The 20,871-nt window shown below is 64.6% G+C and carries 20 protein-coding genes; 9 read left to right on the top strand and 11 right to left on the bottom strand.

All coding sequences use genetic code 11. The features are described from left to right. Nucleotides 1-29: 29 nt before the first annotated feature. Nucleotides 30-1,301: a dihydrolipoamide acetyltransferase family protein gene (locus tag ACPPVQ_RS04275; protein WP_426518971.1), complete on the bottom strand. Its 1,272-nt coding sequence runs from the start codon at nt 1,299-1,301 to the stop codon at nt 30-32. 20 nt (nt 1,302-1,321) lie between these two features. Then, the gene (locus ACPPVQ_RS04270; protein WP_426518969.1) at nt 1,322-3,508 is read right to left on the bottom strand and encodes an alpha-ketoacid dehydrogenase subunit alpha/beta; all 2,187 of its coding nucleotides are present in this window, start codon (nt 3,506-3,508) and stop codon (nt 1,322-1,324) included. Between the two features lie 121 nt (nt 3,509-3,629). Between ACPPVQ_RS04270 and ACPPVQ_RS04265 the strand changes: the two genes are divergently transcribed. Both ACPPVQ_RS04265 and ACPPVQ_RS04260 read left to right on the top strand, forming a co-directional pair. Continuing rightward, nucleotides 3,630-4,163 carry a VOC family protein gene (locus ACPPVQ_RS04265; RefSeq protein ID WP_426518967.1) on the top strand — a complete coding sequence of 178 codons (534 nt, stop codon included), beginning with the start codon at nt 3,630-3,632 and terminating at the stop codon, nt 4,161-4,163. A gap of 34 nt (nt 4,164-4,197) precedes the next feature. Then, complete coding sequence (locus ACPPVQ_RS04260; RefSeq protein WP_426518965.1) at nt 4,198-4,887, top strand: GntR family transcriptional regulator; 690 nt, start codon at nt 4,198-4,200, stop codon at nt 4,885-4,887. Between the two features lie 3 nt (nt 4,888-4,890). Here ACPPVQ_RS04260 and ACPPVQ_RS04255 read toward each other — a convergent pair whose 3' ends face one another. The 6 genes from ACPPVQ_RS04255 to ACPPVQ_RS04230 all read right to left on the bottom strand — a co-directional run bounded on the left by ACPPVQ_RS04255 (nt 4,891) and on the right by ACPPVQ_RS04230 (nt 10,799). Further along, complete coding sequence (locus tag ACPPVQ_RS04255; protein ID WP_426518963.1) at nt 4,891-5,664, bottom strand: ABC transporter ATP-binding protein; 774 nt, start codon at nt 5,662-5,664, stop codon at nt 4,891-4,893. Beyond that, complete coding sequence (locus ACPPVQ_RS04250) at nt 5,657-6,391, bottom strand: ABC transporter ATP-binding protein (protein WP_426518961.1); 735 nt, start codon at nt 6,389-6,391, stop codon at nt 5,657-5,659. The genes ACPPVQ_RS04255 and ACPPVQ_RS04250 overlap by 8 nt, the downstream gene beginning before the upstream one ends. Beyond that, entirely contained in the window at nt 6,388-7,497 is a 1,110-nt protein-coding gene (locus ACPPVQ_RS04245) for a branched-chain amino acid ABC transporter permease (protein WP_426518959.1), read from the bottom strand. Before ACPPVQ_RS04245 ends, ACPPVQ_RS04250 begins: the two co-directional genes overlap by 4 nt. Continuing rightward, nucleotides 7,494-8,372 carry a branched-chain amino acid ABC transporter permease gene (locus ACPPVQ_RS04240; protein ID WP_426518957.1) on the bottom strand — a complete coding sequence of 293 codons (879 nt, stop codon included), beginning with the start codon at nt 8,370-8,372 and terminating at the stop codon, nt 7,494-7,496. The genes ACPPVQ_RS04245 and ACPPVQ_RS04240 overlap by 4 nt, the downstream gene beginning before the upstream one ends. A 14-nt stretch (nt 8,373-8,386) precedes the next feature. Further along, nucleotides 8,387-9,634 carry an amino acid ABC transporter substrate-binding protein gene (locus tag ACPPVQ_RS04235; RefSeq protein ID WP_426518955.1) on the bottom strand — a complete coding sequence of 416 codons (1,248 nt, stop codon included), beginning with the start codon at nt 9,632-9,634 and terminating at the stop codon, nt 8,387-8,389. A 151-nt stretch (nt 9,635-9,785) separates the two neighbouring features. Further along, the gene (locus ACPPVQ_RS04230) at nt 9,786-10,799 is read right to left on the bottom strand and encodes a LacI family DNA-binding transcriptional regulator (RefSeq protein WP_426518953.1); all 1,014 of its coding nucleotides are present in this window, start codon (nt 10,797-10,799) and stop codon (nt 9,786-9,788) included. Nucleotides 10,800-10,928: 129 nt separating this feature from the next. Between ACPPVQ_RS04230 and ACPPVQ_RS04225 the strand changes: the two genes are divergently transcribed. The 4 genes from ACPPVQ_RS04225 (at nt 10,929) to ACPPVQ_RS04210 (ending at nt 15,923) form a co-directional block, all read left to right on the top strand. After that, on the top strand, nt 10,929-11,876 hold the full coding sequence (locus ACPPVQ_RS04225; RefSeq protein ID WP_426518952.1) for an NAD(P)-dependent oxidoreductase: 948 nt from the start codon (nt 10,929-10,931) through the stop codon (nt 11,874-11,876). Beyond that, nucleotides 11,869-13,113: a M24 family metallopeptidase gene (locus tag ACPPVQ_RS04220; RefSeq protein WP_426518950.1), complete on the top strand. Its 1,245-nt coding sequence runs from the start codon at nt 11,869-11,871 to the stop codon at nt 13,111-13,113. The genes ACPPVQ_RS04225 and ACPPVQ_RS04220 overlap by 8 nt, the downstream gene beginning before the upstream one ends. Before the next feature lie 18 nt (nt 13,114-13,131). Continuing rightward, on the top strand, nt 13,132-14,613 hold the full coding sequence (locus ACPPVQ_RS04215; protein WP_426518948.1) for an NAD-dependent succinate-semialdehyde dehydrogenase: 1,482 nt from the start codon (nt 13,132-13,134) through the stop codon (nt 14,611-14,613). Nucleotides 14,614-14,762: 149 nt separating this feature from the next. Then, on the top strand, nt 14,763-15,923 hold the full coding sequence (locus ACPPVQ_RS04210; protein WP_426518946.1) for an MFS transporter: 1,161 nt from the start codon (nt 14,763-14,765) through the stop codon (nt 15,921-15,923). Nucleotides 15,924-16,330: 407 nt separating this feature from the next. On the opposite strand, the gene ACPPVQ_RS04205 is transcribed toward ACPPVQ_RS04210, so the two are convergent. Further along, nucleotides 16,331-16,954, bottom strand: coding sequence for a TetR/AcrR family transcriptional regulator C-terminal domain-containing protein (locus ACPPVQ_RS04205; protein WP_426518944.1), 624 nt, complete (start codon nt 16,952-16,954; stop codon nt 16,331-16,333). A 228-nt stretch (nt 16,955-17,182) separates the two neighbouring features. Here ACPPVQ_RS04205 and ACPPVQ_RS04200 point away from each other — a divergent pair, with 228 nt between their 5' ends. The 3 genes from ACPPVQ_RS04200 to ACPPVQ_RS04190 all read left to right on the top strand — a co-directional run bounded on the left by ACPPVQ_RS04200 (nt 17,183) and on the right by ACPPVQ_RS04190 (nt 18,770). Beyond that, entirely contained in the window at nt 17,183-17,902 is a 720-nt protein-coding gene (locus ACPPVQ_RS04200) for a DUF4386 domain-containing protein (protein WP_426518942.1), read from the top strand. A gap of 165 nt (nt 17,903-18,067) precedes the next feature. Continuing rightward, the gene (locus tag ACPPVQ_RS04195; protein ID WP_426518940.1) at nt 18,068-18,232 is read left to right on the top strand and encodes a zinc transporter permease; all 165 of its coding nucleotides are present in this window, start codon (nt 18,068-18,070) and stop codon (nt 18,230-18,232) included. Nucleotides 18,233-18,422: 190 nt separating this feature from the next. Further along, entirely contained in the window at nt 18,423-18,770 is a 348-nt protein-coding gene (locus ACPPVQ_RS04190) for a hypothetical protein (RefSeq protein ID WP_426518938.1), read from the top strand. A gap of 82 nt (nt 18,771-18,852) precedes the next feature. On the opposite strand, the gene ACPPVQ_RS04185 is transcribed toward ACPPVQ_RS04190, so the two are convergent. Together ACPPVQ_RS04185 and ACPPVQ_RS04180 are read right to left on the bottom strand one after the other, a co-directional pair. After that, nucleotides 18,853-19,452: a hypothetical protein gene (locus ACPPVQ_RS04185; RefSeq protein ID WP_426518936.1), complete on the bottom strand. Its 600-nt coding sequence runs from the start codon at nt 19,450-19,452 to the stop codon at nt 18,853-18,855. Nucleotides 19,453-19,590: 138 nt separating this feature from the next. Next, on the bottom strand, nt 19,591-20,862 hold the full coding sequence (locus ACPPVQ_RS04180) for an amidohydrolase (RefSeq protein ID WP_426518934.1): 1,272 nt from the start codon (nt 20,860-20,862) through the stop codon (nt 19,591-19,593). Nucleotides 20,863-20,871: the final 9 nt, after the last annotated feature.

Below are 20,871 nucleotides of genomic sequence, written 5' to 3'. Positions count from 1 at the left end.
GCCAGGCCGCTGTGTATGCGGGGACCATGTCAGACCAGGATCGAGAGCGGACTCTCGATGGCGGCGACGAACGCGGAGAGCCAACGGGCGGCCAGCACGCCATCGAGCGCGCGATGGTCGACGGACAGGGTGCACCGCATCACGTTCGCGACGGCGAGTTCTCCCTCGATTACGACGGGGACCTGCTTTGCCGCACCGACGGCGAGGATGCCTGACTGCGGCGGGTTGAGGATGGCGGAGAAATCGGTCACTCCGTACATGCCCAGGTTGGTGACGGCGAAGCTTCCGCCTTCGAGTTCGTCCTGCCGCAGACGACCGTCCCTGGCCCGCTGCACGAGCTCGGCGATGCGGCCGCTGAGTGCCCCGAGACCGAGATCCTGGACGCCCCTGACGACAGGGGTGAGGAGACCGCCCTCGGTCGCCACTGCCACCGCGATGTCGACCGACTCCCACTGCCGAAGGTGCGTATCCGTCCACGTCACGTTCGACTCCGGAACCTCCGCGAAAGCGCGTGCCGCGGCCTTGACGACGAAGTCGTTCAGCGAGACCTTGACCGACGACGTTGCGTTGATCCGACTTCGCAAGGCGATGAGTTCGTCCACCCGGCAGTCCGCCGTGAGGTAGAAGTGCGGAACGGTCGACTTGCTTTCGGTCAAGCGCCGCGCGATCGCGCGCCGCATTCCGGTGTGCGGAATCGCCAGGTATCCGCCGGGCGCATCCGACGCGGCCGGCGGGGCCACCGGGAGTGCAGCGGGTTCCGCCGAGACCGCCGGCGCGTCCTCGCGAACGCCGACCGGCGACGCCGAGACGCTGCCCGGCTGAATCGCCACGAGTGCCGCCTCCACATCCGCCCTGACGATCCGCCCTCCTGGGCCGCTGGGGCGCACGCCCGTGAGATCGACTCCGTTCTCCCGTGCCAGGCGCCGCGCGAGCGGGCTGGCGAACAATCTGGCCGGCATTACTGTCGCCTGCGCTGCCGGTGCCGACGTGACCGGAGCTGTGCTCGGCACCTCTGCAACAGGCGGGACCGAACCCGAACCCGACAAACCGAGCGCCGCATCGATCTCTGCGTCTGTCTCGCCGAGGGTGACGAGGACCGCGATCGGGGCACCGACCCGTGTTGCATCGCCGGGCAACGCGATGATGCGCCCCAGGATGCCGTCCTGCTCTGCGGGCAGGTCTACGAGCGCCTTCTCCGTCTCGATCTCGGCGATGGTCTGGCCGACAGTGAAGGCGGTGCCCGGTTCGATCGTCCACGCTGCGACGACCGCTTCGGTCGCGTTCGCCAGTACTTCGGGCATTCTGAGAATGGTCGCCATGACTACGCACCCCCTCGGTTGGCGAGCGCGAGCTCGAGGCCGGCGACGACTTCTTCGGTCCGGGCAATGGCGGCGCGCTCCAGTACCCGGGAGATGCTCGGACTCGCCTCGGCTCCTGTGACCCGCTGGATCGGCTGGTCCAGCCAGTCGAAGTAGCGACGCTGGATCTCATCCGCCAGCCAGCCCCCGTACGAGGTGCCCTGGGAACCCTGCTCGACGATCAGCACGTTGTTGGTTTTGCGGATGCTCGCACCGATGGTCTCCCAGTCGAGGGATGCACGATCGAGCCAGCGCAGATCGATGAGTTCGGCGTCGACTCCGACGCGCTCGATCGCCTCGAGACTGTGGCCGACCATCGACAGGTAGCTGATGACGGTGAGGTCGTTTCCTTCGCGCCGCACTGCCGCGGAACCCACCGGGATGACATAGTCGAGGTCACCCGCAGGAACCTCACCGGATTGTGCGTAGAGGTCGACATGTTCGATGACGAGCACGGGGTCGTCGAGCGTCAGTGCACTGTTCATCAGTCCGATGTAATCGGCGGGGCACGAGGGAGCGACGATCCGCCAGCCGGGGCTGGTGACGAAGATGCCTGCAGGATCCATCAGGTGCTGCGAGCCGTAGCCGGAACCCATGGCCACTTTGGTGCGCAGGACCAGCGGAACGGGGTTTTCGCCGCCGAACATGTGACGCGCTTTGCCGATCTGGTTGAAGAGCTGGTCCGCGGCCACCCACATGAAGTCGGGGTACATGAATTCGATGACGGGACGGAATCGGCCGTCGAGGGCGATCCCCCCGCCGAGTCCCGCAAAGGCGTTCTCGCTGATCGGAGTTCCGAGCACCCTGCCCGCGAACTTCGCCACGAGCCCTTTCGTCGCCCCGTTGGTGCCGCCGTTGAGGCGGTGCACATCTTCACCCAGGATGACGATGCGGTCGTCCGAACTCATACGACGATCCATCACCGCGGCGACGGTGTCGATGAATTTCTTCGTATCGTTCGCACCGGTGAAGGTGGTGGGCTCCAGAGGCCTGGCTGCCGACAGCTCGGTGCCGTCGCCCCGAACTCCGACGTTCACGAAGTCGACGTTCGGCCAGAGGCCTGGGCGGATGCGCCGCTTGCCCGGGTTGTCCGGGTCGGCTTCGACCAACTGCTCGACGGCCCGGGTCATGGCGGCTTGAGCCTGCGTGCGCACCTCGGCCACGCCTGCAGCATCGACGAGGCCGAGCTTCTTCATCTCAGCGGCGACCCGGTCGAGCGGGTCCCTGGCTCGCCACGAGGCCTCTTCCTCTTTTGTTCGATAGCCGAATGCACTACCGGGGAACGAGCCGTTCTGGTGGAAGAACCGATACACCTCTGCTTCCACGACCGCGGGCCCCGCACCCGACCGCATGACCGCCTCAGCTTCTTTCATCGCGAGATGCACTGCGAGGGGATCCATCCCGTCGACCCGCCACGAGGGGATGTTGAACCCGAGTGCACGCGCTGAGAGCCTCGGTTCGCCGGTCGCCTCAGCGACGCTGGTGGACACCGCGTACAGGTTGTTCTCGATGAAGAACGTGAGGGGCAGCTTCCACGCCGAGGCGAGATTCATGGTCTCCAGGACCGAGCCGATGTTGGTCGCCCCGTCACCGAAGTACGACACGGTGATGTCGCTCGTCCCGGCGTTCTTCTGTGCCCAGGCGTTGCCGGCCGCCAGCGGCACCCCGCCACCGACGATGGCGTTGGTCCCGAGTGCGCCCGCCTCGAACCACTGCAGGTGCATCGAACCGCCTCGCCCACGGCAGTAACCCTGGGCGAGCCCGAGGATCTCGGCGAGCGTTCGCTGGAGCACGGACTGCACGCTGTCATCGACGAGCGAGGTGAGCGAGAGGGTGCCGCCGGTGACATGGTTGATGGCTTTGGCGAGGAACTGGTGGTGCCCGCGGTGGGAGCCGTTGACCGCATCCGCTGAGCTGAGGCCGACGATCGAACCGACCGCACCGCCTTCCTGCCCGACGCTGGAGTGGGCGGGTCCGTGCACCATGCCCTCACCGGCGAGTTCGAGAACCGCCTCTTCGAAGGCCCGGATGAGGTGCAGCTGGCCGAGCATTGTCGCCAGGAGCGACGGATCGGCGTCTTTCCAGTCCTGTGCGGTGGTGCTGAGTTCGATCCACGGTGATCCGGGTTCCAAACGACGTCGTTTCGGCATGCACCGATCGTAGTCACGATTGCATCCAATCGCAAGCGATTCTCGGCCAGATCAGCCGTAAACCGTCTCTATTGCGCTATTTTGTATCCAATTGAGTGAAACGAACCCCAAGGAGCGCTCCATGCCCAACGGAATCCCCGGCCTTCGCGGCACCGACCACATCGGGTTCACGGTTCCCGATCTCGACGAGGCGACGACGTTCTTCGTCGACATCATCGGCTGCGAATACCTCTTCTCGCTCGGCCCGTTCGCCCACCCGGACGACAACTGGATGAGCGATCATCTCGGCGTGCACCCGCGCACGGTGATGCGACAGAATCGGTTCTTCCGCTGCAAGAACGGCCCCACCTTCGAGGTCTTCGCCTACGAGCCCGCAGAACCCGCGGCGAGTCAGCCGTTGAACAGCGACATCGGTGGGCATCACCTCGCGTTCTACGTCGACGACTTCGAGCTCGCCATCGACTATCTGCGCGAACGCGGCGTCGAGATCATGGGCGAGCCGACCTCGAGCTCGAGCCACAACGAAGGCCAGCGATGGGTCTACTTCCGGAGCCCGTGGGGAATGCAGTTCGAGTTGGTCAGCTACCCGAACGGCAAGGCCTACGAGAAACACGCCACTGTTAAACTGTGGCATCCGGCGCAGCCGGCAGAGTGACGAGACCCGGACGGCGGTGAACGGAATGGGAACGATGACATCCACGACGAGTCGTGACGGTGCTGCGGGCACGCGCATCGCGGATTCGCTGCGCGACGCCATCCTGAGGGGTGTCTACGCGCCCGGCGCCCGCATCCGCCAGGAAGACCTCGCAGAGGAGTTCGGAGCGAGCCGGCTTCCCGTGCGCGACGCCCTCCGCATCCTCGAATCCGACGGCCTCGTCACACTCGTTGCCAATACCGGGGCGTGGGTCGCGCACCTGAGCCTCGACGAATGCCAGGAGGTGTACCAGATCCGCGAGCGGATCGAGCCGCTCCTGCTCCGCTACAGCGCCGAACATCTCGACGACGAGACCATCGGGCGCCTCGGGGCCCTCGCCGACCGGATGCAGGCCGGCACCGATGTAGAAACCTTCCTCAGGCTCGATCGCGAGTTCCACCTCCTCTCGTATGGCGCCGCGAAGACCGCGATCCTCGGCGAAACGGTGCAAAGGCTCTGGAACTCCACCCAGCATTACCGCCGTGCGTTCACGCTGCTGATCGGGCCTGACGCCGGCAGGGCGGTCCACTACGAGCACCAGCTCCTCGTGGCAGCGCTGCGTCGGGGTGACCTCGACGATGCGGAGCGAGTGCTCTTCGGCCATATCCGACGCACGCGGCTCGAACTGCTGAAACATCCCGAACTGTTCCAGCAGCCCGAAGCCGCAGACGCCCGCGCGCGCTGAGCCTCAGATAGCCTCGGCCAGCGTCTCGGAGACCGCGACGCTGTGGGCGCTCGCACCCAGGTAGAGCCGCGCGACCTCAGGATCGTTGAGTAGTCCTTCGCCGGTGCCGGTCAGCGCCACGACCCCCGCCTCGAGCACGGCAGCACGATGGGCGACCGCCAGGCCGGACCGGGCATTCTGTTCGACGAGGAGCACCGTTCGCCCGCTTTCGGCGAGCGCGGCGATACTTGCGAAGACCGACGTCCTCGACTTGGGGTCGAGACCGATCGACGGTTCGTCGAGCAGGATGAGGGCCGGGTCGAGCATGAGGGATCGAGCAAGCTCGACCTGCTTCTGCTCGCCGCCCGAGAGCGATCCTGCGGATGCCGACCTGCGCCGCGCGACGATGGGGAACAGTTCTGCAACCTCCTCCGCCCGTTGCCTCACGAGTTCACGGTCGGAGAGGATGAACGCGCCCATTACCACGTTCTCCCAGACGGACATCGCCGGAAAGAGACTGCGGTCTTGGGGCACATGCACGATTCCGCGGGTGAGGCGCTCTTTCGGGGTCAGCCGTCCGATACTCTCCCCTTTGAACGTCACCGTGCCGCCCTTCGGTCGCAGCAGCCCGCTCACAGTTTTGAGCACGGTCGACTTTCCCGCACCGTTCGGCCCGATGAGGCAGACGATCTCACCGCTGGCCACCGAGAGGTTCACGCCTTTGAGGATGAGGCCCGCGCCGTAGCCGGCCGTCAGCCCACTCAGCTCCAGCAAGGGAGCAACTGTTGTCTCAGCCACCGAGGTACGCCTCCAGGACTCGTGGATCGGATTGGATCTGTTCGGGTGACCCGAATGCGATCCGCGCGCCCTGGTCGAGGACGATCACCGGGTCGCAGAGCCGCATCACCAACTGCATGTCGTGCTCGACGATGAGGAAGGTCACGCCGGCGGCGTTGCGCTCGCGGATGTGCCTTTCCATCGCGTCGATCATCACCGGGTTGACACCGGCTGTCGGTTCGTCGAGGAGTACGAGCCTCGGGTTGCTCATCAGCACCGCCGCGAACTCGAGGAGCTTGCGCTGACCGTACGAGAGGTCGGCAGCGACGAGATCCGAGAGCTGATCGAGACGGAACTCGGTGAGCATGGCCTTCGACCGCTGGGCATCTTCCGACGAGACGCGGCGCCCGAAGAGCTGACGCCACGAGTAGCCGGCCGCTACGACCAGATTCTCCTGAACGGTGAGCTCGGGAAAGATCCGCGCCTGCTGGAATGTGCGGGAGAGTCCTCGGCGGTAGAGGCCTGCTGGACGAGGCCGCTCCACAGCTTCACCACGGAACCGGATCGTGCCGGAGTCCGCTTTGAGGTAGCCGGTGATCATGTTGAAGGCCGTGGTCTTGCCTGAGCCGTTCGGTCCGATGAGGGCCGTTATCGTGCCCTCCTGAACCTCGAACGAGCAGGCGTCGACCGCGGTCACACCGCCAAACGATTTCTTCAGTTGTTCGATCTCGAGGAGTGCCCGGCTCATCGTGTCACCGTCGCTTTCACTTCGGATGCGGATGTGGATGACGCGGATGCTGATGCGGGCACCGTGGCAGCACGTGCGTCCACGTTGTCGCTCGATGCCGGTCGTTCTGCGAGCGCTGCCGCATCGCGTGCCGCTCCCGCAGCTGCCGCGCGCTTCTTGTTCAACCGTTCGCGCACCGAGGGGATGATCCCGCGAGGTAGGAAGAGCATGATCACCAGGAACACTGCCGCGTACGCGAGCAGGTAGAGCTCACTCGCGCCGAAGGACTGCGCGAAGAGTTCCTGCGCCGGCACCAGGATGAACGCTCCGAGCACGGGGCCCCAGAGTGTGCCGCGACCACCGAGGAACGCCATCAGCACCATGCCGATCGTGATCAACGGGTCGATCGCGAACTGCGGGTAGATGAAGCCGACGTAGTACGCCCACACACCGCCGACCATGGCGACGAGTCCGCAGCTCACGGCGAACGCGATCATCTTGACTGCGGTGACCCGCACACCGACACCGTGCGCTTTGTCCTCATCCGCTCGCACTGTGGCGAGAGACAGCCCGATCTTCGACCGGCTGATGTAGAACGAGATTCCCATCGCAACCGCGAGAAGAGCGACCATCGCAAAATAGAAGGGCCAGTCGTACGTGTCAACGGCGAAGGGCGCCGGTGCGACGCTCTTACCCTGGGCGCCACCGGTCACACTGGTGAGGTTGAAGGCCAGCGTCTGCGCGATGAACAGGATGGTGATGGTGACGATCGCGAACACGTCCGTTCGCGTCCGCATCGCGATCCATCCGATCGGAAGGCTGAACAGGGCCACGGCGACACCGACCACAGGGAGGACGACGAACGGAAGGTATCCGTTGCCGACGTCGTTCGAGAACAGGATGCCGATCGTGTACGCACCGATCCCGAAGAAGGCGACGTGTCCCAGCGACGGGTACCCGGCGTACCCGCCGAGGATGTTCCAGGAGCTGGACAACGCCGCGTACATCACGGTGAAGATCAGGAGGTTCAGCAGCCAGACCGGGCCACCCGCGAGCGGGATGACGATCAGGATGGCGAAGAACACACTGGCGCGGAGGACCCCCGCGCGGGTGATTGCGCGCTTCACAGTGCACCTCGTGTCTTCGCACCGAACAGCCCGCGCGGTCTCAGCAGCAGCACGAGCAGCAGGACGATGAAGAACGTGAAGTCCGACCAGATCGGTGAGGCGAGGGCGGAGACCACGGAAGAGGCGACACCCATGACCAGGGCGGCGATCACTGATCCGCCGATACTCCCCAGCCCACCCAGGACCACGATGGTGAGCAGCCGGCTGATGAGGTCGTAGTGGCTGCCCGGGTTGAACGAGTTCAGCATTCCGAACACCGCGCCTCCCGCCGCTGCCGTGGCCGATCCGATACCGAAGCCGATCGCCGACACCCGCTTCGAGCTCACGCCCAGAAGTTGCGCCGACATGGGGTTCTGCACGGTCGCCCGCACTGACCGGCCGAACTTGGTGCGCTGGAGAAGCAGGTAGAGCAGCCCCAGCATCACCAGCGACAGGATGAAGGCGACCAGCCGGACGGAACTCACCTGGTAGGTGAGCACCGTCCAGCTCGAGTTCGCGTAGGTCGGCTGCACATTCGTCAGGGTGGCGCCGTACGAGAACGACAGCACCCCTTCGACGGCGAGCGCGACAGCGAAGGTGACGAGCAGCGAGAGCTGCGCGACATCATCCCCGTGCAGCGGCCGCAGCAGCGCCCACTGGATCCCGATGCCGACCAGGAAGAGGATCGGCGTCGTGACCAGGATCGAGACGAACGGGTCCATGCCGATCGTCGTGAACAGCGTGTAGGTGAGGTAAGCGCCGAGTACCACCAGCGCTCCCTGCGCGAGGTTGACCACCTTCATGATTCCGAAGATCAAAGTCTGACCGCTGGCCATCAAGGCGTACACACCTCCCGTGAGGATTCCGAGGACGATCGCCTGTATCAGTGCGTGCATGTTTCGTCGAACTCCTAGCCGGCCCAGTTGGGCTTGGGGGCGACCGGCGCGTGCTGTGCACCCTTGGCCGGGTAGACGGTGGTGAGCGTTCCGTTGATCCACTGGATCAGCTGGTAGGCGCCCTGCGGCGCTCCGTTCCGGTCCCATTTCAGGTCACCGACGAGCGTCGACCAGGTTCCCGAATGGAGGGTCTTGATGATCGTGGCGTTGTCGATCTTGCCTGTCTTGGCCGCGACCGCCTGGACGAGCATTCCCGCCGAGTAGGCCTCTGCCGAGGTGGGATCGATCTTCTGGGCCGTGCCGCCGTACTTGGCGACGTAGTCGGCGATGAACTTCTTGCTCGCCGGGTTGGTCGAGTCCGCGTACCAGTCCGCACTCGAGAACACGCCTTCGGTGTTGGATGCGCCGACTGCGGCCGGAAAATCGCCCGGGGAGTTCGCGCCGTTCGCCTCGAACAGCCACTTCGGGTTGAACTTGAGCTGGATCATCGCCTTCATCTGGGCGAACGCATCGGCTTCCTGGGTGCCACCCACGACGACGTCGGGGTTGGCAGCCGCGATGCCCGAGACGATCGGCGTCATGTCGGCCGTCTCGGCCGGATAGGTCTGGTTGTAGACCGTCTTGATCCCTGCCGCCTCGAACCGCTTCCTGATGTTGTCCGCGATCGGCGCCGAGAACGGGTCGTCCAGTTTCGCGTACGCGGCGGTCTTGGGGCGATCCGCAGACGGCAGCGCCAGGATGTAATCGGCGAACACGTCGCCGCCCTGGGTGGTCGGAGCGGGCTGCACGAAGAACAGGTTGTTGAGCTTCTGGGCGAAGACCGAGGGTCCGCCACCCGCCGACTCGATGAACGCGTAGTGGTAGCGGCTCGCGACACGCGAGGCCGGCACCGTGAGAAGGCTGGAGTACGGGCCGAAGACGAGGTCGACCTTGTCCTGGGTGATCAGGTTCGTGTAGTTGCTCACGACCTGGTCGGGGCTGGATGCGTCGTCATGGATGGTCAGCTGAACCTTGCGTCCGAGCACCCCGCCGGCCTTGTTCGCCTGGTCCGCCCAGAGCTCGTAACCCCGCTCGGCTGCTTTGCCCGAGTCGGAGAAGTCGCCGGTGAGCGAAAGGGAGATGCCGATCTTCAGCGGAGATGTCGACGACGGAGCTGCCGTGCCGCTGCTGCACCCGGCCAGGACGATTGTTGCGGCAGTGATGCCGGCGATGGCGAGGAGCCTTTTCGGGCGACTCCTCGGGGTGCGGATTCGTAGTTGCATCTTTGCTCCTAACAGGACATGGCAATTGCTGACGAAGTGCTGGCATTCATGGGGGACAACCACGTCGACGCCCACGATACCGCAATCGTTTGCAATACATTTGCATGAGATCGAAAGTGTGTCAAGCGAATCTGTCGAAGTCGGAAGCCGGTCAGTGGGCCGGACCCGTGGAGGCTCGCACGACGAGCTCGACGGGCAGAACCACTTTGATCGCCGTGACGACCGACGACTCGATCTCTTCACACAGGAGACGCGCCGCCTCGACGCCGAGCTCGAAGTGCGGAACACGAACCGTCGTCATGGCCGGCTCGAAATCGCCGGCGAAAGGCATGTCGTTGAAACCGACCACCGAGACGTCCTCCGGGCAGCGAAGGCCGTTCCTGCGCAACGAGTGATAGACCCCGAGCGCAAGAAGGTCGTTGCCTGCGACGACCGCGGTCGGCAGAGTCCCGTGCGATTCGATGATCCGGTCCATCCCTCGCTGGCCCTCATCGACCGAGTATGCGGCCATCTCGTGGACCACCCCGTCGAGGCCGAGCGACGCGCAGGAGGCGACGAAGGCGTCCCGGCGAACCTGGCTCGTCGAGAGGGCGGCCGGGCCGGCGAGGTGCGCGACGCGGCGATGGCCGAGCTCGGCGAGATGGACGAGCGCTGCCCGTATTCCCTGCGCGTCGTCGCCTACGGCCACGGGATAAGGGGTCGAGCCGGACTCCCGGTTCACCATCACCGCCTTCACGCCGAGTTCGTACGCTTCGCGCGCCGTCGCATGCCCCTCATGACCGGTCGCGAATATCAGACCGTCGACCTGGCGTTGGATCAACGACTCGAACACGAGCTGTTCCGTCGCATCGCTTCCGTCGGTGTTGACGACCAGGGCCGAGTATCCCCGCGGGGTGAGGTAGCTCTCGATACCCCGAACGATCGGCGGGAAGATCGGGTTGGTGAGGTCGGGGATGATGACACCCATCGTCATCGACGAACTCGTGCGCAGACCCCGCGCGATCGAGTTCGGGGTGTAGCCCAGTTGCCGGGCGGCAGCGCGGACGCGCCGGATCGTCTCGGCGTTGACCTGGTTCTCGGTGCGCGCGTTGAGCGCCCGCGAGACCGTCCCGGGGTGAACACCGGCAAGACGGGCCACGTCTGCGATAGTCGCACGCCTGGACATGGCTCAAACATAGCGCGACATCCGCGCGTTCTGCGCCGACACCCGCAGGGTTGACACCCGGGAGATCCATGGCAATAATTGCGCAGAAGCTGCAATCGATTGCGGTACCAATCTCACTGAGGAGACACTATGGATTCATCCACAAGACCGACTATCGGGTGGATCGGCACCGGGCGCATGGGACTCGAAATGGCGAGCCGCCTGCTGGGCGCGGGCTACGACGTTACCGTGTACAACCGCACGCCCTCGAAGATCGTGCCCCTCCTCGAGAAGGGCGCCACGGCCGCATCCCGCCCGGTCGACCTCGCCGACCGCGACATCGTCTTCACCATGGTGTCCGCACCGAAAGACCTCGAGGCCGTCACCGTCGGCGAAAACGGACTCTTGACATCGGACACCGACTCGCCCCGCATCCTGATCGACTCATCGACCGTGTCGATGAACGTGTCGGCCAAGATCCGTGCACACGCTACCGAACGCCGAACCGAGTTCCTCGCCTCTCCGGTGAGCGGCAACCCGGCGGTCATCGCCGCGGGAAAGCTCACCATCGCCGCCTCCGGTCCGCGCGCAACGTTCGACCGCGCCTACCCGGTGCTCACCGCGATCGGCCGAAACGCCACCTACGTCGGAGAAGGCGAAGTGGCGCGCCTCGTCAAGATCGCCCACAACGTGTTCCTCGGGGTCGTCACCCAGTCGCTCGTCGAGATCACCGCTCTCGCCGAACGCGGCGGAGTGTCACGCCACGCCTTCCTCGAATTCCTCAACGACTCCGTCATGGGTTCGACGTTCACCCGCTACAAGTCCCCCGCTATCGTCAACCTCGACTTCACCCCGACTTTCACCATGCCCCTCCTGGCAAAAGACTTCGACCTGGGCCTGTCGGCAGCACACGAACTCAAGGTGCCCATGCCGATCGCCGCAGCGACCGCCCAGCTCGTCGCATCCGCGATCGGCGCCGGTCACACCGAAGACGACTTCGCCGTGCTCCTCCTCGAGGTGGCCAGGGGCGCGGGCATGAAACTGGTCCCCGAGAACGTGCCGGTCAAAAGCGGACTCGAAGTGGGCCGTCATGAGTAACCTCGTGCCGCTTCATGCGCCCGGCCACTCTAACGTCGACTACGAGATGCGCGTCGATATGGATCGGCTGCGCGCCTACCGCCTCGACCGTGCCAAGCGATCTCTCGAGTCAAGCGAGTGCGGCGCGTTCCTGCTCTTCGACTTCTACAACATCCGCTACACCACCCAGACGTGGATCGGCGGGGCGCTCGGCGACAAGATGACCCGCTATGCCCTCCTGACCCGCGACGGCGAACCGATGCTGTGGGACTTCGGCTCCGCCGTGCGCCACCACCAGCTCTACTCCCCGTGGCTGAAGCCCGAGAACAACCATCCGGGCATGCTCGGGATGCGCGGAGCCGTCGCGCCGTCGGCTGGGCTCATGGAGTCGGCCGTGCGCGAGATCAAGGCACTCCTGGTCGAGGCGGGCGTTGCCGACCTGCCTGTCGGAGTCGACATCGTCGAGCCACCCTTCCTCTTCGAGATGCAGAGGCAGGGACTGAGAGTCGTCGACGCTCAGCAGCTCATGCTCGACGCCCGTGTGATCAAGTCGATCGATGAGATCATGCTCCTCAACCAGGCCGCAGCCATGGTCGACGGCGTCTACCAGGACATCGTCGACGTGCTCAAGCCTGGCATCCGGGAGAACGAGATCGTCGCCCTCGCCAACAAGCGGCTCTACGAACTCGGCTCCGACCAGGTCGAAGCGGTCAACGCGATCTCAGGTGACCGGTGCAACCCCCACCCGCACAACTTCACCGACCGCATCATCAGGCCGGGCGACCAGGCGTTCTTCGACATCATCCACTCGTTCAACGGCTACCGCACGTGCTACTACCGCACTTTCGCGGTGGGCAGTGCGACGAACAGCCAGCGCGACGCCTACAAGAAGGCACGCGAATGGATGGATGCGGCGATCGACGTGGTCAAGGCCGGTGTCGGCACCGACGACATCGCCCGTGTCTGGCCCAAGGCCACCGATTTCGGTTTCGCCGACGAGCTGGCCGCGTTCGGCCTTCAGTTCGGTCACGGGCTGGGGCTGGGCCTCCACGAGCGACCCATCATCTCCCGCCTCAACAGTCTCGACAACCCCGTCGAGATCAAGGCAGGCATGGTGTTCGCGCTCGAGACGTATTGCCCTGCATCCGACGGCTTCTCGGCAGCGCGCATCGAGGAGGAGATCGTGGTCGCCGAGAACGGAGTACACGTGCTCACCCGCTTCCCCGCCCAAGAACTCTTCATCGCCAACCAGTACTGACCTCAGGAAGTTGCATCCATGCTGATCCGACATGCCCACCGCAGTGACCGCACCGCCGAACTGACCACGTGGTTCTCGCACGAGCTCTTCATCGACGGTGAGCACCGACCTGCCGCCGGCGGTCATCGCTTCGATGTCGCCAACCCTGCAACCGGCCAACGGATTGCGAGCGTGGCAAGCGCGAGCGTCGCTGACGGTCTCGAGGCGGTCCGGGCGGCCGAACGCGCCTTGCCCGTCTGGAAGGCGGTGACACCGCGCGCAAAGGCTGAGATCCTTCGCAAGGCGTTCGAACTCATGTGCGAGCGCTCAGAAGAGCTCGCCCAGCTGATCGTCCTCGAGAACGGCAAGGCACTCCCGGATGCCCGCGGAGAGGTGGCGTACGCCGCAGAGTTCTTCCGCTGGTACTCCGAAGAGGCCGTACGGCTGATCGGCTCGGTGCAGACATCGCCCATCAACAAGAACCGCATCGTGGTGAGTCATCACCCGATCGGAGTGAGCGTCCTGGTCACACCCTGGAACTTCCCTGCCGCCATGGCGACACGAAAGATCGCCCCGGCGCTCGCCGCCGGCTGCACGGTCATCCTCAAGCCGGCGAGCGACACCCCTCTCACGGCCCTTGCGATCGGCGAGATCCTGACCCAGGCGGGTGTGCCGGCCGGCGTCGTCAACGTCACTCCCTCCCGGCAGTCGGGCGCCATCGTCTCAGCGATGCTCGACGACCCGGCCGTGCGCAAGTTGTCGTTCACCGGCTCGACGGAAGTGGGCAGGGTCCTCCTCGAGAATGCCGCCCGCACCGTCGTCAACTGCAGCATGGAACTGGGCGGAAATGCGCCCTTCCTCGTTTTCGATGATGCCGACCTCGACGATGCCGTCGACGGCGCGATGATCGCGAAGATGCGCAATGGTGGCGAAGCATGCACTGCGGCCAACCGTTTCTATGTTCACTCATCGGTCGCCGACGAGTTCGGTCGTCGGCTTGCGGCGAGGATGCAGGCCCTTCGGGTGGGCGACGGACTCGGCGAGAAAGTGGACCTGGGTCCGCTCATCAACGATGACGCGAGGCGCAAGGTCGACAGCCTGGTGTCTGCGGCACGCGACGCCGGTGCGACCGTCCTGACCGGCGGAACGGCCGACGACGGAGCCGGCTATTTCTACCCTCCGACCGTGCTCGTCGATGTGATCCCGACGTCGCCAATCCTCACCGAGGAGATCTTCGGTCCGGTGGCGCCGATCGTCACCTTCGAAACGGATGATGAGGCCATCGAACTTGCAAACCGCACGGAATACGGGCTGGTCTCCTACGTCTACACATCCGATCTGTCACGCGGGCTGAACGTGAGCGAACGCCTCGAGACCGGAATGGTGGGGCTCAACCGGGGGGTTGTCTCCGATCCCGCGGCCCCGTTCGGCGGATTCAAACAGAGCGGGCTCGGCCGCGAGGGAGGGCATGAGGGAATGCTCGAGTTCACGGAATCGCAGTACATCGCCGTGAGCTGGTGAGTTCGCGTGAGCGCCGAACGGGACGCACCAGCTGAATAAGCGTCGCCCTCGACTCGGATGCGGTTCGAAGCGAGCAGGAACGCGCTCCGGTAATGAAGCCGGTTCGGCCGTCGACCGTGGTGTCGGCGGTCGAGCCTAGTGTGGTCGCCATGCGCCGCTGGATCGTGACGATTCTCTGCCTCGTGCAGTTCGTCGACGTGCTCGGAGTAACGAGCGCGACCACGGCCATCCCCGCGATTATCGACGGGCTCCATCTCGACCGGTCGGCTGCCGGGCCGATCGCGACCATGTACGCGATGTTCTTCGGTGGCCTCCTCATTCTCGGGGCACGCCTCGGCGATCGCTACGGACACCGGCGCATCCTCCTGATCGGCATCGTGGCGTTCGCTCTGGTCTCGGTCGTCGGCGGCACTGCGACCGGCTTGGTGCAGGTGCTCGTGGCGCGGGCCGCGCAGGGTGCGGCGGCAGCGTTGTGCGTGCCGTCGGCATTGCGTCTGCTGGTGCACGCGGCTCCCGAAGGGCGGCACCGAACATCTGCTCTCGCCGCGTGGAGCGCGGTCGGCGCCGCGGCAGGCGCGTCCGGCTTTCTGGTGGGCGGGGTGCTGGCTCAGGTGCTCGGCTGGCAGGCCGTGTTCTGGGTCAACGGCCCCGTCGGTGTCGTGCTCGCGGTCGGCATAATGGCGCTCGTGCCCGCGCTGCCGCCTCAACGCACGCGAGAGCCGCTCGACATCGCCGGCGCGATTCTGCTGATCGGCTCACTGATGGCGATCGTTCTCGGATGCTCCCTGCTCGCATCCGAGGCGACCCGCGGCCCAGGAGTCGCGGCCATCGCCACCGGCGTGGTGCTCGGCGTCGGCTTCGTGTTCCGCCAACGACAGGCCGCCGACCCGCTCATCCCCCTCGACGCCTTTCGTTCTTCGAACATCCGCATCGGCACCACGGTCTCGTTCGTCAACACGGCAACGACCAGCTCGTCCGCGGTGCTCGCGACACTGTTCCTGCAGAACCAACTGGGCGCCTCCCCCATCGCCGCCGGGCTGACCCTCATGGCGTTGAGCGTGGCCGCGACCGCCGGGTCGACTCTCGTCAGGCCGCTGTCGCGCTGGCTCGACTCCCGCCGGCTCGCCATCAGCGGGCTCGGCGTAATCGCGGGCGGCAACCTGGTGCTCGTGCTCAGCTACGGTACGTGGTGGGGAATCGCCGTCGGAACCGGACTGGCCGGCTTCGGCATCGGGCTCTCGTCAGTTGCGGCGACGTCGATCGGAACGAACGTTCCCGAGACCTCGCAGGCAGCGCCTCGGGCATCCTGAACACCGGCGCCCAGATCGGCACCGCGCTCGGCACAGCACTCCTCGTCGTCGTCGCGTCCTCCGCCAGCATCGAACTGCTGTCGGGAACGTCCCTCGCCTGGGCCATCGCCGCCGCGGTGGCGGGCGTCACCGCCCTCTGGCTCGTGCGCCGCGACTCACTGCAGGGCCGATTGGCATGACGGCGAACGCGAGTGCCGGGCGGCACTCTTAAGGCCAAAGAAAATCACAGAAGCGGTTGGCACAAGTTGGCCAGTCGAGTGCCAACCGCACATCTCCCGTCATTGATCACTGGTCACTATGAAAGGCCAGACTCATGTCAACTGCCCCCACGGTTGTGCTCATTCACGGCGCCTTCGCGGACGGCGCCAGCTGGGCGCCCGTTACGCGCAAGGAGTTCGCCGGGCTCATCAGACAGCGTCGACAGGTAGTTCAGGATCGCCGACACCGTGGAAGGCGCTCTCGATGGTGTTAAGCATGAGGTCGAGGCCGAATTCGAACTCGCCTGAGTGGTCATAACCCGGTTTCATCGCGTGCTCGATCATTTCTGCGAGGTTGGGGTATTCGTCGACTGGGAATTGCTGCAGCATCTCCTTGCCCATCGCGACGATCTCTTCGGCCGCGTCGAACGGCAGGCTCATCTGCGTCTGCGCGAATCCGTAGATGTAGCTGTCCAGCAATGAATAGACATGTGCCGCGGCCTCGACAGAGAAGCCGGCCGCCCGAAGATTGCCGAGGACGGCATCGTGATGCCGCAGGTTCGCCGGTCCTGGGTTGGTCCGTGACTCCATGAGTCCTACGGCCCAGCGATGACGCGACAGAACCGCGCGCAACGAGATCGCCCGCTGGCGCATGGCCGGCATCCATGCGGCGCCTCTCGCCGGTAGATCGATCTCGCCGAAGACCAGGTCGATCATGCCATCGACAAGGTCCTCCTTGTTCGCAACGTGGTTGTAGAGGGACATCGCCTCGACACCGACCTTCTGCCCGAGCTTGCGCATCGTGAGCAGTTCCAGCCCGTCGCGATCGGCCATGGCTATCGCCGACCGCAGGACCCGGTCTCGTGTCAACGCGACCCGGCGTCCTGCCCTGGGACTGGTCTGTCCACCCATTGATCCGATCCTTCCGTGGCTGATGACTAGCGGCGTCTTACTTACAGTGTACGTAATATTTTCGCCATCCTCTTGACTTACTTACAACGTAAGTTCACACTTACACCGTAAGCACATTTCGTGCTCACCACAAACGAAAGAAGCACGACCATGAAGTCGCCAAAACGTCTCGCGAGAATTGCGGGCCTGCTCTACCTGCTGGTCGGAATCTTTGGCGGCTTCGCCGAAGGTTTCGTCTACCCCAAGCTGTACGTTGCCGGTAACGCGGCGGCCACTGCGGCGAATGTCACCGCGAATCCTGGTCTCGCACGTCTCGGTGTGGTGTCCGACCTGCTGGATCAGACATTCTTCGTCCTCCTCGCCTTGACCCTGTATGTGCTCCTCAAACAGGTGAACAAGAACGTCGCGCGAGCGATGGTCGTCTTCGTTCTACTCGCCGTTGCGATTACTTGCCTCAATGCCGTCTTCGAATTTGAGGGCCTTCGCGTTGCAACCGGCGCCGTCGACACATCCTCGCTCGGAACGTCGGGGACGAATGCGCTGATCCTGGTCCTCCTCGATGTGCAGCACTACGGAATCTTCGTCGCACAGATCTTCTTCGGACTCTGGCTGGCACCACTCGGGTATCTGGCATATAAATCAGGCTGGTTCCCCAAGCCGCTCGGCATCACCCTGATGGTGGCCGCTGGCGTCTACCTCGTCGACCTCTTCGTCGCGTTCCTGCTGCCCGGCCTCTCCACCGAAATCCATGGATTCCTGGGCATTGTGCCCGCAATCGCGGAGATCAGCATGGTGCTGTTCCTCGTCATCTTCGGAGTGCGGATCCCCAAGCCCGCCAAGCAGGATGAGAGGGCCCTGGCTCTCGCTTGAGCGATCCAAGTCGGGCGGTGCCAGTTCGGGCCGCCCGACTGCGGCGCACCACCGAGCAGTTGCAAACGGGAGCATCGGACCCTCGGCTGTCCACTCTTGCTGTCTGTAGACACTGCGAGACGGCGAGCTTAGGCTCGGACCATCCGGGTCGAGGAAGAAGACACCATGACCGACAACCCCCAGCACGAGACGCACCACACGGTCGCCGAGCACGAACACGGCCCCGGCTGCGGTCACGACACTGTCCAGCACGGCGATCATGTGGACTATCTCCACGACGGGCACCGGCACGCTCGGCACGATGACCATTACGACGAGCACCAGGCCTGATGCCCTGAAGTCGTAGCCGACGATTCTGGAAGTCTCGCAAGACTCGTGTGCGCACGCACGTCTGTGCGACTACCGGCGGCGCCAGGAGCTCTCCGTGCGTTTCGGCGGTTCGGCCACCGACGCCCACGGCAACGTCCGCTCTTCCCGACGCCGGCCGGGAAGCTTAATCCACCGACGAAAGAAGCAGATCATGGCTGACGACACAGTGGAGGGCAACCTCCAGGGAATGGACGACCTCGACTTCCAGGGCTGGAACGGCGCGGACTGGAATGGAGTCTTCGCCGCCCACCACACGGACGACGTGCTCGTGGACTGGAAGGGCCAACCCCCCACCCACGGCATTCAGGAACACATCGACGCGATGAAGGCCTACGTCGAGTCGGCCGGTGGGAAGCCTCCGCAGATCATCGCCCATCCGATCAAGTTCGGCTCCGGCGACTGGACCTGCGTCATCGGTGAGTTCGAAGGCGGCGGCCGAATGGTCACCATGGCCAAGTGGGTCGACGGTGCCATCGCCGAAGAATACATCTGGTCCTAAACCGCGGGACGGCGTGCCGCGTGCAGCGCCCAGTCATCCTCAGCTTCTGGCCTGGCGGAGTCAACCGGCGCCCAGCATCCGATCAATGATCTGCGTTCGGCGCTGTAGTGGCTTCGGCACCATCCGGGGCTGAACTTTGCCCCGCACCGACTGCATTGCGCTCCGAGTGGCTCAGTTTTTGCAAGAGCGGGTTCGCCAGGGTCTTGAGTTCCTCAAGCGCCCCAAAGATTTCCGCCGGCGTTACCCCTTGCATCGCCGGATTCAGAGCGCGGCCCAAGAGGGCACCGAGCCATTGAGCCTGCTCCAGGAAAGCACGAGGAACGGAGGTACCGATCAACACTGGTGCCCCGATGAAAACCATCGTCATATAGGTGCGAACTTCATCGGATGCGGCATCTCGATCTGAACTCTTCTGAAGCGCGGCGTGAACCGCGTCAGTGGCACGGCGGGCCTGATTCAGGAGAATCGCGGCCTGAGCTGCCGTCGCCTGCGCCCGAGACCGAACTTGGCGAAAGTTCAGAATCTGATTGACGACAAGAAGTGTCAATGCCAACACGAGAAGTCCCCCGACAATCGACGTCGTGAACGCGTGGGCTACCCACCACTCGCGAAAATCGCTGTTCACTGCATCTATTGTCACCAGTATCACGGCGGCGACGACGACAACCACCGCTGCGACCATCCCGCTTCGGCTCCCTGTCATGACACCACGGTAGCTGCGCCGACGAACCCGGGATGCGATGTCTTCGGAAACGCGTGGTCCGACCATAATCCGCCGACGAAGATCACGGCTCACGACCTCCAGGGGATGACGACACAGTCAGTGGTCAGTGCCAAGCCACGCCATCGCGGCGACGACCGCTGCGGCTGTTCCCGTTTCGAGTGTCGGTTCGATCACAGGGGCGAAATTCGGCGAATGGTTGGCCGGGATGTCCGTGGACACGGTTCCTGCGGCTTCGGCTTTTGCGTACAGGTCCGGGTCGATGCAGCCCACCCCCCAATAGCAGTACGGCACCCCGAGGGCGTCGGGGATCTCGCTGAAGTCCTCGCTCGCCGACTGCCTCTCGATGGTGAACGCCTGGTCGCCGAAATACTGCGCGAATGCGCCCGCGACGGTCGCGGTCGTATCCGAGTCGTTGTTGGTGACCGGGTAGTGGTCGTAGAGCTCGAACTCGGGCGGTTTCGGGGAGCCGGAGGTCGTGCATTCCCCTTCGACGATGCGATGGATGGCGTTCACGATGGTCATTCGGGTGCTCTCACTGAAGGTGCGGATGTTCAATTCGAGCACGGCATGATCGGAGATGATGTTGCTCTTCGAACCGCCCGCGATCCGTCCAACGGTGACGACCGCGAATTCGCCCGGCGTGATCTCCCGGGCGACGATGCCCTGCAAACGCACGACGATCATCGAGGCGAGTACCACCGGGTCTACGGAGAGCTGCGGCATCGACCCGTGGCTGCCGCGGCCCCACACTGTTACGCGCATGCTGTCGCCGCTGGAGAGAAACGCGCCGGGTCTCGTGCCGACACGGCCGGCGGGAAAGGGAAGTACATGCTGGGCCAGAGCAACATCCGGATGCGGGATCATCTTCACGAGGCCGCCCTTCAGCATCACCTCCGCACCATCGGCGAGTTCCTCCGCCGGCTGGAACAGGGCAATGTAGGTGCCATGCCAGACATCCTTCTTCTCCGCCAACAATCGCGCCGCACCGAGCAGACAAGCGACATGGGCGTCGTGACCGCACGCGTGCATGACGGGCACATCTTCCCCGTTCCCGTCGGTCGCGTGCACGGTACTCGCGTATGGCAGTCCGGTGGTCTCGGCAACCGGTAAGGCGTCCATGTCCGCCCGCATGAGCACAGTCGGACCGTCGCCGTTCTTCAGGATTCCGACGACACCGGTCGACCCGATCTTCTCCTGCACGTCGAAACCAAAGCCCCGCAGGGCATCGACGACCGCCGCGGCCGTCTTCACCTCTTGATGGCCGAGTTCCGGATGCTGGTGCACCGTCTTATAAAGCTCTTCCTGCCAGCCTCTGATCTGCGACTGGCCAGCAAGCACAGTCTTCGCGGCTGAGTCTTTCTCGTCCATCGATCGCTC

The organism is Leifsonia sp. McL0618 (assembly GCF_049994905.1).
Lineage (GTDB): Bacteria > Actinomycetota > Actinomycetes > Actinomycetales > Microbacteriaceae > Diaminobutyricibacter.
This window is presented reverse-complemented; position numbering and strand designations above follow the sequence as displayed.

Bases quoted from the DNA above. Each gene is read 5' to 3' on its own strand.
- ACPPVQ_RS04185 (WP_426518936.1), bottom strand. From the start codon at position 19,452: ATGGTCGCAGCGGTGGTTGTCGTCGTCGCCGCCGTGATACTGGTGACA.
- ACPPVQ_RS04220 (WP_426518950.1), top strand. From the start codon at position 11,869: ATGAGTAACCTCGTGCCGCTTCATGCGCCCGGCCACTCTAACGTCGAC.
- ACPPVQ_RS04235 (WP_426518955.1), bottom strand. From the start codon at position 9,634: ATGCAACTACGAATCCGCACCCCGAGGAGTCGCCCGAAAAGGCTCCTC.
- ACPPVQ_RS04205 (WP_426518944.1), bottom strand. From the start codon at position 16,954: ATGGCCGATCGCGACGGGCTGGAACTGCTCACGATGCGCAAGCTCGGG.
- ACPPVQ_RS04230 (WP_426518953.1), bottom strand. From the start codon at position 10,799: ATGTCCAGGCGTGCGACTATCGCAGACGTGGCCCGTCTTGCCGGTGTT.
- ACPPVQ_RS04215 (WP_426518948.1), top strand. From the start codon at position 13,132: ATGCTGATCCGACATGCCCACCGCAGTGACCGCACCGCCGAACTGACC.
- ACPPVQ_RS04225 (WP_426518952.1), top strand. From the start codon at position 10,929: ATGGATTCATCCACAAGACCGACTATCGGGTGGATCGGCACCGGGCGC.
- ACPPVQ_RS04210 (WP_426518946.1), top strand. From the start codon at position 14,763: ATGCGCCGCTGGATCGTGACGATTCTCTGCCTCGTGCAGTTCGTCGAC.
- ACPPVQ_RS04190 (WP_426518938.1), top strand. From the start codon at position 18,423: ATGGCTGACGACACAGTGGAGGGCAACCTCCAGGGAATGGACGACCTC.
- ACPPVQ_RS04260 (WP_426518965.1), top strand. From the start codon at position 4,198: ATGACATCCACGACGAGTCGTGACGGTGCTGCGGGCACGCGCATCGCG.
- ACPPVQ_RS04240 (WP_426518957.1), bottom strand. From the start codon at position 8,372: ATGCACGCACTGATACAGGCGATCGTCCTCGGAATCCTCACGGGAGGT.
- ACPPVQ_RS04195 (WP_426518940.1), top strand. From the start codon at position 18,068: ATGACCGACAACCCCCAGCACGAGACGCACCACACGGTCGCCGAGCAC.
- ACPPVQ_RS04270 (WP_426518969.1), bottom strand. From the start codon at position 3,508: ATGCCGAAACGACGTCGTTTGGAACCCGGATCACCGTGGATCGAACTC.
- ACPPVQ_RS04275 (WP_426518971.1), bottom strand. From the start codon at position 1,301: ATGCCCGAAGTACTGGCGAACGCGACCGAAGCGGTCGTCGCAGCGTGG.
- ACPPVQ_RS04265 (WP_426518967.1), top strand. From the start codon at position 3,630: ATGCCCAACGGAATCCCCGGCCTTCGCGGCACCGACCACATCGGGTTC.
- ACPPVQ_RS04250 (WP_426518961.1), bottom strand. From the start codon at position 6,391: ATGAGCCGGGCACTCCTCGAGATCGAACAACTGAAGAAATCGTTTGGC.
- ACPPVQ_RS04180 (WP_426518934.1), bottom strand. From the start codon at position 20,862: ATGGACGAGAAAGACTCAGCCGCGAAGACTGTGCTTGCTGGCCAGTCG.
- ACPPVQ_RS04200 (WP_426518942.1), top strand. From the start codon at position 17,183: ATGAAGTCGCCAAAACGTCTCGCGAGAATTGCGGGCCTGCTCTACCTG.